8 protein-coding genes are annotated in these 12,245 nt (G+C 70.5%); all 8 read left to right on the forward strand.

Annotated elements, in window-relative coordinates; genetic code table 11:
* The first annotated feature begins 80 nt into the window (after window positions 1–80).
* The 8 genes from FOZ76_RS20815 (at window position 81) to FOZ76_RS20850 (ending at window position 12,233) form a co-directional block, all read left to right on the forward strand.
* A complete protein-coding gene (locus FOZ76_RS20815) occupies window positions 81–1,265 on the forward strand; it encodes an efflux RND transporter periplasmic adaptor subunit (protein ID WP_143950190.1) in 1,185 nt (394 codons plus the stop codon).
* 10 nt (window positions 1,266–1,275) lie between these two features.
* Window positions 1,276–4,437: an efflux RND transporter permease subunit gene (locus FOZ76_RS20820; RefSeq protein ID WP_143950191.1), complete on the forward strand. Its 3,162-nt coding sequence runs from the start codon at window positions 1,276–1,278 to the stop codon at window positions 4,435–4,437.
* A 61-nt stretch (window positions 4,438–4,498) separates the two neighbouring features.
* The gene (alr, locus tag FOZ76_RS20825; protein WP_143950192.1) at window positions 4,499–5,620 is read left to right on the forward strand and encodes an alanine racemase; all 1,122 of its coding nucleotides are present in this window, start codon (window positions 4,499–4,501) and stop codon (window positions 5,618–5,620) included.
* Window positions 5,621–5,622: 2 nt separating this feature from the next.
* Window positions 5,623–7,002: a DNA repair protein RadA gene (gene radA, locus FOZ76_RS20830; RefSeq protein WP_143950193.1), complete on the forward strand. Its 1,380-nt coding sequence runs from the start codon at window positions 5,623–5,625 to the stop codon at window positions 7,000–7,002.
* 159 nt (window positions 7,003–7,161) lie between these two features.
* Window positions 7,162–7,923: a sulfite exporter TauE/SafE family protein gene (locus FOZ76_RS20835; protein ID WP_143950194.1), complete on the forward strand. Its 762-nt coding sequence runs from the start codon at window positions 7,162–7,164 to the stop codon at window positions 7,921–7,923.
* Window positions 7,924–7,969: 46 nt separating this feature from the next.
* Window positions 7,970–9,085, forward strand: coding sequence for a glycosyltransferase (locus FOZ76_RS20840; RefSeq protein WP_143950195.1), 1,116 nt, complete (start codon window positions 7,970–7,972; stop codon window positions 9,083–9,085).
* Between the two features lie 115 nt (window positions 9,086–9,200).
* On the forward strand, window positions 9,201–10,004 hold the full coding sequence (locus FOZ76_RS20845) for a glycosyltransferase family protein (protein WP_143950196.1): 804 nt from the start codon (window positions 9,201–9,203) through the stop codon (window positions 10,002–10,004).
* A 12-nt stretch (window positions 10,005–10,016) separates the two neighbouring features.
* Complete coding sequence (locus tag FOZ76_RS20850) at window positions 10,017–12,233, forward strand: UvrD-helicase domain-containing protein (protein WP_143950197.1); 2,217 nt, start codon at window positions 10,017–10,019, stop codon at window positions 12,231–12,233.
* Window positions 12,234–12,245: the final 12 nt, after the last annotated feature.

Consider the following 12,245-nt stretch of genomic DNA (forward strand, 5'->3'; position numbering starts at 1 on the left):
AACCCCTTCTATCGGTCGCGGCCTGGGCCATGATATACATGCTGTTTTTACACTGTTAAGTTCCAGCGGCGGGCGGAGCCATGGCGTGGAAGCGGGAGACGGCGCGTTGCGCGGGGCGGCGCGTGCGGCGGGGAGTGTGGGCGCTGGCGGCCGTGGCCGTGCTGCTGTCCGGGTGCGAGCGCAATGCGGCCGTCGCGGAAATCCCGCCCAGGCCGGTGCGCACGCTGGTGCTGGCCGAGCAGGCGGTGGACGTGGTCGGCGTCTTCCCCGGCGAGGTGCGCCCGCGCGTGGAGTCGCGCCTCGCCTTCCAGATCGGCGGGCGCCTGGTCGAGCGTCTGGTGCAGGCCGGCGATACGGTTGCCGCCGGCCAGCCGCTCGCGCGCGTCGATCCGCAGGATCTCGAACTCGCCGCGGCCGCCGCGCGAGCCGAACTCGCCGCCGCCGAGGTGGAGAGCCGGCGCACCGGTGCGGACCTCACGCGCTACGGCAAACTGCGCGAATCCGGCTTCATCAGCGCGGCCGAGCTCGATCAGCGCAAGGCCGCGCACGACGCCGCGCAAGCGCGCGTCGCGCAGGCCCGGGCCGGGTTGCGCACGCGTGCCAACCAGGCCGAGTACGCCATCCTGCGTTCCGACGCCGCGGGCGTGGTCACGGGGGTGGACGCCGAGGTCGGGCAGGTGGTCTCGGCCGGGCAGTCGATCGTGCGCGTGGCGCGCGACGAAGGCAAGGAGATCGCCTTCCAGATCCCCGAGGGCCGGCTGGAGCGCGTACGCGGCGCCGGCGCGGGCCGGGTGGAACTCTGGAGCGGCGGCCCCGTCCTGCAGGCGCGTCTGCGCGAGGTGTCGGCCAGCGCCGATCCGGCCACGCGCGCATTTCCGGCGCGCGCCGCCCTGGTCGACGCGCCGCCCAGTGTGCACTACGGCATGACCGCGACGATCCGTTTCAGCAGTCCGCTCGCGCAGTCCCTGGTGCGCGCGCCGCTGTCGGCGCTGATCCGCGACGGTGGGCAGGAGGCGGTATGGCTGCTCGACCCGGCGAGCCTGACCGTGTCGCGCCGGCCGGTCCAGGTGCTGACCATGACCGACGCCGACGTGGTACTGGGCCCGGGCTTGCCGCCTGGCGCCGAGATCGTCACCGCCGGGGTGCACATGCTGCAGGAAGGCCAGCAGGTGCGCCGCCTCGCCGGTGCCGCGCCGGCCGCCGCAGGCCCGGTGCAGGCGACGCTGCCGCTGGCGCCCGCGAACGCCGAACGCGGCGCGCACTGACGGGGGCACCGTGTCGGCGCATCGCTTCAACCTCTCGTACTGGGCGCTCTCGCACCAGCCGCTGATCCGCTATCTGATGGTGGTGCTCCTGCTGGCCGGTGCGTTTTCCTATACCCAGCTTGGGCAGGACGAAGACCCGCCCTTCACCTTTCGCGTCATGGTGGTGCGCGTCTGGTGGCCCGGCGCCACGGCCGAGCAGGTGGCCGAACAGGTGAGCGAGCGCGTCGAGCGCGCGCTGCAGCAGGTGCCCTGGGCCGACAAGATCGTGTCCTACACCAAGCCCGGGCAGAGCGTGACCATCCTCAACCTGGACGAGGCCACGCCGCCGCGTCTGGTCGAGGATCTCTGGTACAAGGCGCGCAAGCACGTCAACGACATCGCCGGCACCTTGCCGCAAGGCGTGGTCGGCCCGCACTTTCTCGACGAGTTCGGCGACACCTACGGCGTGATCTTCGCCTTCGGCGCGGACGGCTTCGGCTACGGCGAGCTGAAGGACTACGTCGAGGACGCCCAGCAGCAGTTGCTGCGCGTGCCCGACGTGGCCAAGGTCGAGATCTTCGGCGCCCAGGACGAAAAACTGTACGTCGAGCTCTCGAGCCAGCGGCTCTCGCAGTTCGGCCTGTCGGTCCAGGACCTGGCCGAGCAGCTACAGGCGCAGAACGCGCTGCAGGCCTCTGGGGTGCTGACCCTGCCGCAGGAGCAGTTGACGGTTCGCATCAGCGGCGAGGTGGGCGGCGTGGACGACCTGCGCCAACTGCCGGTCCGGGTGCCGCAGCGCACGCTGGCCGACGGCACGGTGGTGGGCGGCGCCACGCTGCGCCTGGGCGACGTCGCCAGCATCTCGCGCGGCTACGTCGATCCGCCCTCGAACAAGATGCGCCACGGCACGGCCGCCGGCAGCCGGGAAGTGATCGGGCTGGGCGTGGTCATGCGCAAGGGAGGCAACATCCAGGCCCTGGGCCAGGCGCTCGACGAGGCCCAGCGACGCATCCTGGCCGGCCTGCCGGTGGGCATCGAGATGGTCAAGGTTTCGGACCAGCCGCAAACCGTGAAGGAGTCCATCAGCGAGTTCGTGAAAGTGCTCGCCGAAGCCGTGGTGATCGTGCTCATCGTGAGCTTTCTGAGCCTGGGCCTGCACACGCGGCCGCTGCGCGTGGACGTGCGGCCGGGGCTGGTGGTCGCGCTGACCATCCCGCTGGTGCTGGCGAGCACCTTCCTCTTCATGGAGATCTTCGGCATCAACCTGCACAAGATCTCGCTGGGCGCGCTGATCATCGCGCTCGGGCTCTTGGTCGATGACGCCATCATCGCGGTCGAGATGATGGTGCGCAAGCTGGAAGAGGGGCACGACCGGCTCTCGGCGGCGATCGCGATGTACGAGACCACCGCCTTTCCGATGCTCACGGGAACGCTGATCACGGCGGCCGGCTTCCTGCCGATCGCCATGGCCAAGTCTGCGGCCGGCGAGTACACCTTCTCGATCTTCGCGGTCACCGCGCTTGCCCTGCTGCTGTCCTGGTTCGCCGCGGTCATCTTTACTCCGTTCCTGGGCTACTGGCTGCTGCGCACGCGGGCCGCGGGCAGCGGCGAGGACGGTCATCACGAGGTGTTCGATACGCCGTTCTACCGGCGCCTGCGCCGCCTGATCGAAGCCTGCATGCGCCGGCATTGGCTGGTCATCGGCATCACGGTGCTCGCCCTGGCCGCGGGCGTGCTGAGCTTTCGCTTCATCGAGCAGCAGTTCTTCCCCGAATCCAACCGCCCGGAGCTGATGGTCGACCTGTGGCTGCCGGAAGGCGCGAGCTACGCCGCCACCGAAGCCCAGGCGCGCGAACTGGAGCAATGGCTCTCGGCCCAGCCCGAGGTGGCCAGCTACATCACCTACGTCGGCATCGGCAGCCCGCGCTTCTACCTGCCGCTGGACCAGCAGTTCGACCGTTCCAACCTCGCGCAATTCGTCGTCACGCCGCATGGCATTGCCGAGCGCAACGCGCTGCGCGGCAAGCTCGATGCGCTCTTCGCCGAACACTTCCCGCAGGCACGCGCCCGCGTGCAGCCCTTGTCCAGCGGCCCGCCGGTGGCCTATCCGGTGCAGTTCCGCGTCACCGGGGCCGATCCGCGCGAGGTCCGGCGCATCGCCGACGAGGTGCGCGCCATCGTGTATCGCAACCCGAATACGCGCGGGGTGAACGACAACTGGAACAACGACATGAAGATCCTGCGCCTGGCGCTGGATCAGGACAAGGCGCGGGCGCTGGGCGTGAGCACCTCGACGCTGCAGCAGGCCACGCAGATGCTGCTGGCCGGCGTGCCCATCGGCACCTTGCGCGAGGACGACAAGCTGATCGACATCGTGCTGCGCCAGCCGGCCGACGAACGCACGGCGGTGACCCGGCTGGCCGAGGCGAGCGTGCCGACCGCGCTGGGCCGCTACGTGCCGCTGTCGCAACTGGTCGAGGTGTCGCTGGCATGGGAGCCGGCGATCATCTGGCGCTACAACCGCGACTACGCCATCACCGTGCAGGCCGAGGTGCGCGACGGCATCCAGGGCCAGACGGTCAGCACGCAGATCGACCCGCAGCTCGCCGCGATCCGCGCGGCGCTGCCGCCCGGCTATGCCATCGCGGTCGCCGGCGCGGCCGAGGAAAGCGGCAAGGCCCAGCAGTCCATCGTCGTGAACCTGCCGCTCATGCTGTTCATCGTCATGACCCTGCTCATGCTGCAACTGCACAGCTTCGCCCGCGCGACGATGGTCTATCTGACCGGCCCGCTGGGCATCATCGGCGCGGCGATCGCGCTGCTCGTGTCCGGCCAGCCCTTCGGCTTCGTCGCGCAACTGGGCGTGATCTCGCTGCTCGGCATGATCATCCGCAACTCGGTCATCCTGGTCGATCAGGTCGAGCGCAACAAGGCCGAAGGCCATGCGCCCTGGGAGGCGGTGGTCGAGTCCGCGGTGCGCCGCGCGCGTCCGATCATGCTGACCGCGGCGGCGGCCGTGCTCGCCATGATCCCTCTCACCCGGACCGGCTTCTGGGGCCCGATGGCCGTGTCGATCATGGGTGGCTTGATCGTCGCGACGGTCCTTACCCTGCTGTTCCTGCCGGCGCTGTACGTGGCGGTGTTCCGGGTGCGGGAAGAGGCCGACGCGCCGGGCGTCGCGGTCGCGGATTGAGCCGGCCGCATTTTCGGTAAACTGGCACATGACTGGTGCTCCATGCACCCGATACTGCTTCATGCCGCGCCCCCTCCACGCCCTCGTTTCCCCCGCCGCCATTGCGCACAACCTGGCCCAGGTTCGCGCCCGTCTCGCGCCGCACCAGGCGCAGGCCGGGCCGTCCGCCCGCGTCTGGGCAGTGATCAAGGCCAATGCCTACGGGCATGGTATCGAACGCGTCCTGCCGGGCCTGGCCACGGCCGACGGGCTGGCCATGCTGGATCTGGACGAAGCCGTACGCTGCCGGGAGGCCGGCTGGGGCGGGCCCATCCTTCTGCTCGAAGGCATCTTCGAGCCGGATGACATCGCCCTGTGCCGCGCGCTGGACCTGACCCTGGTGCTGCATTGCGCCGAACAACTGCGCATGCTCGAGACGGCGCCGCAGGGGCGTGCGCTGGACGCCTACCTCAAGCTCAACAGCGGCATGAACCGGCTCGGTTTCGCCGACGGCGCCTATCGCGCCGCCTTCGAGCGCGCGCTCGGCCTGCAGCGAGCGGGCGTGATCGGCACGACCCTGGGCCACATCGCGCATTTCGCCAAGGGCGAGATCGAGGGCCACGTGCAGGAGGCAGTCGCCCGGTTCCGCGCGGCGACACAGGGTCTGCCGGGCCCGGTGAGCCTGTGCAACTCGGCGGCCACCCTGGGCTGCAGCCTGCTCGCCGCGCAGACGGACTGGGTGCGCCCGGGCATCTGCCTGTACGGCGCCACCCCGTTCGAGCACGGCCCGAGCGCGGCCGCTCTCGGGCTGCTGCCTGCCATGGCCCTGCGTTCGACGCTGATCGGGCTGCAGGAAGTGACCTCGGGCGAGGCCGTCGGCTATGGCGGCATCTTCGTCGCCGAAGACACCACCCGGGTCGGCATCGTCGCCTGCGGCTATGCCGACGGCTATCCGCGACATGCGCTCACCGGCACGCCGATCGTGGTCGACGGTGTGCGCACCCGTCTGCTCGGGCGCGTATCCATGGACATGCTTGCCGTCGATCTGGGCCCCGTGCCGCAGGCGCGGGTAGGCCTGCCGGTCACCCTGTGGGGCGCCGACGGCCTTTCCGTGGACGAGGTGGCCACGGCCGCCGGCACCATCGGCTACGAGCTGCTGACCGCGGTCACCGCTCGCGTGAAAACGCGCGTGGCCGAGGAGTAGGTTTGGCGACCAAGCAAAGAACCCGCTACGTCTGCACCGAGTGCGGTGCGACGAGTCCGAAGTGGCAAGGGCAGTGTCCCGGCTGCCATGCCTGGAACACGCTGGAGGAAACCGTGGCGGCGCCGGCCGTGGCCGGAGGGCATCGCTTTGCCCCCCTGGCTTCGAGCACGCCGGTGCAGCGCCTCGCCGACATCGAGACCCGCGAGCAGCCGCGCCTGTCCACCGGCATCCCGGAGTTCGACCGCGTGCTCGGCGGCGGCCTGGTCGCGGGCGCCGTGGTGCTGATCGGCGGCGACCCCGGCATCGGCAAGTCCACGCTGCTGCTGCAGGCCCTGGCCGCGATGTCGCAGCAGCAGCGGGTGCTGTATGTCACCGGCGAGGAGTCCGGCGACCAGGTCGCGCTGCGCGCGCGCCGCCTGGAGCTGCAGACCGCCGAGGTCCGCCTGCTCGCCGAGATCCGCCTGGATGCGATCCAGGCCGCCCTGACGGACATGGCGCCGGGCGAACGGCCCGTGGTGGCCGTGATCGATTCGATCCAGACCCTGTATTCGCAGGAACTCACGTCCGCGCCCGGCTCGGTGGCCCAGGTGCGCGAATGCGCCGCCCAGCTCACCCGGCTCGCCAAGCAGACCGGCGTGGCCATCGTGATGATCGGCCACGTCACGAAGGAGGGCGCGCTCGCGGGCCCGCGCGTGCTCGAGCACATCGTGGACACGGTGCTGTATTTCGAGGGCGATGCGCATTCCTCGTTCCGCCTGGTGCGCGCCTTCAAGAACCGCTTCGGCGCGGTCAACGAACTCGGCGTGTTCGCCATGACCGACCGCGGGCTGCGCGGCGTGCCCAATCCCTCGGCCCTGTTCCTCTCGCAGCAGCAGGAGGAAGTGCCCGGTTCCTGCGTGATGGCCACGCAGGAGGGCACCCGTCCGCTGCTGGTGGAGATCCAGGCCCTGGTCGACGATGCCCACGGCAACAATCCGCGCCGTCTCACGGTGGGCCTGGAGAGCAACCGGCTCGCCATGCTGCTGGCCGTGCTGCACCGGCACGGCGGTATCGCCACGCACGACCAGGATGTCTTCGTCAATGCCGTGGGCGGCGTGCGCATCACGGAGCCCGCCGCCGACCTGCCGGTGCTGCTCGCCATCATGTCCTCGCTGCGCAACCGCAGCCTGCCGCGTGGGCTGATCGCCTTCGGCGAGGTCGGCCTGACCGGCGAGATCCGGCCGGCGCCGCGTGGCCAGGAGCGCCTGCGCGAAGCCGCCAAGCTCGGTTTCGGCACGGCCCTGATCCCCAAGGCGAACGCGCCGCGCCAACCCATCGAAGGGCTGGAAGTCTGGGCCGTCGACCGTCTGGACGCAGCGCTCGAGCGCCTGCGCGCGCTCTGACGATGAAACGACCCCCACGCTCACTGCGTTCGCTGCCCCCCAAGGGGGCGTCAACCTCCTTCGGGCGGCCGGGCGGAAGGGGAGTGCCCCCACGCTCACTGCGTTCGCTGCCCCCCAAGGGGGCGTCAACCTCCTTCGGGCGGCCGGGCGGAGGCTGACATGACGCCCGACGTGCTGTTCGATCTGGCGATCTGGCTGGTGCTCGGCGGCGTGCTCGGGGTGCTGGGCGGGCTGTTCGGCATCGGCGGCGGCCTGATGGCCATCCCTTTGCTCGGCCTGCTGGGCGGCATGCCGCAGCAGCTTGCGCAGGGCACGGCCCTGGTCATGGTGCTGCCCACGGTCCTGCTCGCCGCCCACCGCTATCACCAGCGCGCCCGCATCGACGTGCTCACCGTGGCGGTGATCTCGGTCTGCGCCATCGGCTTCACCTGGGTCGGCGCGCAGGCCGCGCTGGGCATGGACGCGGACGTGCTGCGCCGCAGCTTCGCGGGGTTCCTGGGCCTGATCGCACTGCAGTACGTGTGGCAGGCACGGCGCAAGCCGCTCGCTTCGCCGCGCGCGGACCGTATCGGCACGGGCCCGGCAGCACTGCTGGGCGTGACCGCCGGCCTGATCGGCGGCTTTTTCGGTGTGGGCGGCGGCGTGCTCGCGGCGCCGGTGCTGAGCGGCGTATTCCGCCTGGGCCAGACGGTGGCCCAGGGCATGGCCCTGGCCATGGTGGTGCCCACCGCGGCCATCGGCCTGGCCACCTATGGTGCGGCCGGGCAGGTGGCCTGGCCCGTGGGCGCGGCGCTGGCCGTGGGCGGCCTGCTGTGCGTCGGCCCGGGGGTCAGGCTGGCCCACCGCCTGCCCGAGGTCCAATTGAAGCTCGCGTTCGCCAGCCTGCTGGCCGTCGTGAGCCTGGCGCTGTTCGTCGTCTGAGCGAGCCCGCATGCGCCACGAGACCCTTTCGCCTGCCCACCGACCCATGCGCGTCCTGCATGTGTTCAAGACCTATCTGCCGGATACCCATGGCGGGGTCGAGCAGGTCATCTTCCAGCTTGCCGAGGGCGGCGTGCGCCATGGCGTCGCGTCCCAGGTGTTCGCGCTGAGCGCGGCGGGCACGGTGCGCAACCAGCCGTTCCACCATCACCTCGTGCACCGGGCACGCCAGGATCTGTACATCGCCTCGACGGGTTTCTCGCTGTCGGCCATCGTCGAGTTCCGCCGCGCGCTGCGCGGCGTCGATCTGATCCACTACCATTTTCCCTGGCCATACATGGACGTGCTGCACCTGTTGAGCGGCACACGCCTGCCGACGGTGCTCACCTACCATTCGGACATCGTCAAGCAGCGCCACCTGATGCGCCTGTACCGGCCGCTGATGCACCGCTTCCTGTCGCGCATGGACTGCATCGTGGCGTCCTCGCCGGGGTATGCCGAATCGAGCCCCGTGCTCGCCGCGCTGCGCGACAAGGTGAGCGTGGTGCCATTCGGCCTGGATCGCACCACCTATCCCACGCCCGATGTCGAACGCCTGGCGTCCTGGCGTGCCCGCGTGGGCGAGCAGTTCTTCCTGTTCGTCGGCGCGCTGCGCTACTACAAGGGGCTGGACTATCTGCTCGCGGCCGTCGAGGGCACCGACCTGCCGCTGGTGATCTGCGGCGGCGGCGACCCGCAGGTCGAGGCCCGGCTGCGCCAGGCCGCGGAGGCCAACCCGCGCCTCCATTTCCTGGGCGCGCAGCCGGACGAGGACAAGGTCGCGCTGCTGACGCTGTGTCGCGCCATGGTGCTGCCCTCGCACCTGCGCTCAGAGGCCTTCGGGGTATCGCTGCTGGAGGCCGCGATGCTTGCGCGCCCCATAGTCTGCTGCGAGATCGGCACCGGGACGACCTTCATCAACCGGGACGGCGTGACCGGCCTGGTTGTGCCGCCGGGCGACGCGGGCGCGCTGCGCGCGGCGATGCAGCGCCTGCAGGCCGAGCCGGCCCTCGCGCAGCGCATGGGCGTAGCCGCGCAGGAGCGCTTCGAGACGTGCTTCTCGGCCGAGCGCATGGTCGACGGCTACCTGGCGCTGTACCGCCGGCTCCTGCGGCGCGACTGAGGGCGCGCGCGGCGGGCGCTGGCGTATCCGGTTACTATGGTGGGCTTGCGCGGTATCGTTCCCTGCTGCCGGGGGCGCATGCGGCGCCCCGGAACCTCGAGCCCACCCCATCGATTTGACCGTCCAAGCCTGCTATTCCGTCTATCTGCCGCTGCGTGGCGACGAATCCGCTGCGCAGCTCGGCGCATGCCTGCAGTCGCTGGCCGACCAGAGCTGGCAGCCGGCGCGGGTGGTGGCGGTGTTTCGCGGGGTGCTGCCCGAGGCGCTGGACGCCGTGCTGGCGCAGTCCGAGACGCAGCTTCCCCTGGTGCGCGCCGCCTTGGCCGAGGGCGCCGACTGGGGCAGCGTGCTGGCTGCGGGCGTCGAGCAGGCCGAAGGCGAATACGCCGCCCACGCCGAGGCGAGCAGCGTGTCCCAGCCCTGGCGGTTCGAACGCCAGGTCGGCTTTCTCGCGCAGAATCCCCAATTCGACATCTGCGGCGCCCGCCTGTTCGAGGCGGACGTCAATCTGCAACCCAAGGTGCGCCGCGCAGCGCCCGAGAAGGACACGGCCATCCTGGCCATGCTGCCCTACCGCAATCCGTTCAACCATGCCACGGTCGTGCTGCGGCGCGACAAGGCGCTGGCCGCCGGCAACTACGGCGGGCCGCCGCTCGCCGAGGACTACGACCTCTGGCTGCGCATGCTGGCCCAGGGCAGCGGCTGGAACCTGCAGGATGATCTGGTCCTGCACGATGCGATCGCCCCGGGCCTGGCCGCGCCGCGCTGGCCACAGCAGGTGCGCAGCGAGTACCGCCTGTACCGGACCAAGCGCCGGCTGCGCATCGCCGGCATGCTGAGCGGGCCCTGGGTGTTTCTCGCGCGCAGTCTGGCGCACCTGGTCCACGCGTTGTCCCGGCCGCGCGCGCGCCGTCACTGAATCCACCAAGCCATGCTAGACAATCTCAATCCGCCGCAACGGGCGGCCGTCACGCTCGAGCCGCATCGCCACGCTCTCGTCCTCGCCGGGGCGGGCAGCGGCAAGACCCGGGTGCTCACCACGCGCATGGCCTGGTTGCTGCGCAGCGGCCAGGCCACGCCGCAGTCGCTGCTGGCCGTCACCTTCACCAACAAGGCGGCGCGCGAGATGCTCACTCGCATGTCGGCCATGCTGCCGATCAACGCGCGCGGCATGTGGATCGGCACTTTCCACGGGCTGTGCAACCGGATGCTGCGCGCGCATCATCGCGACGCCGGGCTGCCCGCGACCTTCCAGATCCTCGACGTGGCCGACCAGCTCGCTGCCATCAAGCGGCTCATGAAGGCGGCCAATATCGACGACGAGAAATACCCGCCGCGCCAGGTGCAGTCCTACATCAACAGCGCCAAGGAAGAAGGCCTGCGCGCCGCGGCCATGCAGGCCAACGACGCTTTCCACCGCCGCCTGGCCGAGATCTACGCCATGTACGAGGCGCAGTGCCAGCGCGAGGGCGTGGTCGACTTCGCCGAGCTGCTGCTGCGTTCGTACGAGCTGCTGCAGGGCAACGCCCCGGTGCGCGAGCACTACCAGCGCCGCTTTCGGCACATCCTGGTCGACGAATTCCAGGATACCAACACGCTGCAGTACCGCTGGCTGCGCATGCTCGCCGGCGGCGGCGCGGCGGTCTTCGCGGTGGGCGACGACGACCAGTCGATCTATGCCTTTCGCGGCGCCAACGTGGGCAACATGGCAGACTTCGAGCGCGACTTCGAGCATCCCGAAGTCATCCGCCTGGAGCAGAACTACCGCTCGCACGGCCACATCCTGGATGCGGCCAACGCCCTGATCGCCCACAACGACGGGCGCATGGGCAAGAACCTCTGGACCGACCGCGGCGAGGGCGAGCAGGTGCGGGTGGTCGAATCGCTCTCCGACCAGGCCGAGGCGCAATGGGTGGTGAGCGAGATCCAGTCGCTGATCGCCGAGGGGCGCGCGCGCCGCGAGATCGCGCTGCTCTATCGCAGCAACGCGCAGTCGCGCGTGCTCGAGCACACGCTGTTCTCGGCCGGCATTCCCTACAAGGTGTACGGCGGCCTGCGCTTCTTCGAGCGCCAGGAGATCAAGCACGCGCTCGCCTACCTGCGCCTGATGGAGAATCCGCACGACGACACGGCCTTCATCCGCGTGGTCAACTTCCCGGCACGCGGCATCGGCGCGCGCACCCTGGAGAACCTGACCGACGCGGCGCAGGCCGGCGGCACCAGCCTGTATGGCGCGGTCGGCCGTGTGGCCGGCAAGGGCGGGGCCAACCTCGCCCAGTTCGTCGCGCTGATCGACCGCATGCGCTTCGAGACGCAGAACCTGCCGCTCACCGAGGTGGTCGCGCACGTGACCGCCGAAAGCGGCCTCAGCGCGCACTACAAGGCCGAGAAGGAGGGTGCCGAGCGCCTGGAGAACCTGGACGAACTGGTCAACGCCGCGGCCGCCTTCGATGGCGAGACCGTGATGCCCGAAGACGGCGCGGATGCGCTGCTGGCGCTGGCGGCCTTCCTGTCCCACGCCGCGCTCGAGGCGGGCGACAACCAGGCGGCCGACGGCCAGGACGCGGTCCAGCTCATGACCATCCACGCCGCCAAGGGCCTGGAGTTCGAGGCGGTATTCGTGACCGGGCTCGAGGAGGGCCTGTTCCCGCACGAGAACAGCGTCCTCGAGCAGGCCGGCCTGGAGGAAGAACGCCGCCTCATGTATGTCGCGATCACGCGGGCGCGCGAACGCCTCTACCTGAGTTTCGCCCAGACGCGCATGCTGCACGGGCAGACGCGCTACCCGATGCGCTCGCGCTTTCTGGACGAGCTGCCGGCGCAGACCCTGAAGTGGGTCACCCCCAAGGTGTCGCGTGTGGACGCGGCGAGCTACGACCGGGCCTCGGCCTGGCGCGATTCCGCCTGGCCCGAACGTGCCCGGCCGGCCCCGGTGAGCCAGGGCTATGCGGGCGCCAGCGCCAGTCAGGGCGTGGAGGTCGGCGGCCGGCATTTCCGCATCGGACAGACCGTGTCGCATGCCCGCTTCGGCGAGGGCGTGATCCTTGCCCTGCAGGGCTCGGGCCCACAGGCGCAGGCGCAGATCCGCTTCGCCTCGGCCGGCACCAAGACGCTCGCCCTGGGCGTGGCCAAGCTCGAGACGGCCTGATCCACGGCCCTC

The organism is Verticiella sediminum (genome assembly GCF_007558815.1).
GTDB classification, from domain to species: Bacteria; Pseudomonadota; Gammaproteobacteria; order Burkholderiales; family Burkholderiaceae_B; genus Verticiella; species Verticiella sediminum.

What these genes read in the sequence shown, in the direction of transcription:
- FOZ76_RS20815 (WP_143950190.1), top strand. Translation starts at nt 81, where the DNA reads ATGGCGTGGAAGCGGGAGACGGCGCGTTGCGCGGGGCGGCGCGTGCGG.
- alr (WP_143950192.1), top strand. Translation starts at nt 4,499, where the DNA reads ATGCCGCGCCCCCTCCACGCCCTCGTTTCCCCCGCCGCCATTGCGCAC.
- FOZ76_RS20835 (WP_143950194.1), top strand. Translation starts at nt 7,162, where the DNA reads ATGACGCCCGACGTGCTGTTCGATCTGGCGATCTGGCTGGTGCTCGGC.
- FOZ76_RS20840 (WP_143950195.1), top strand. Translation starts at nt 7,970, where the DNA reads ATGCGCGTCCTGCATGTGTTCAAGACCTATCTGCCGGATACCCATGGC.
- FOZ76_RS20850 (WP_143950197.1), top strand. Translation starts at nt 10,017, where the DNA reads ATGCTAGACAATCTCAATCCGCCGCAACGGGCGGCCGTCACGCTCGAG.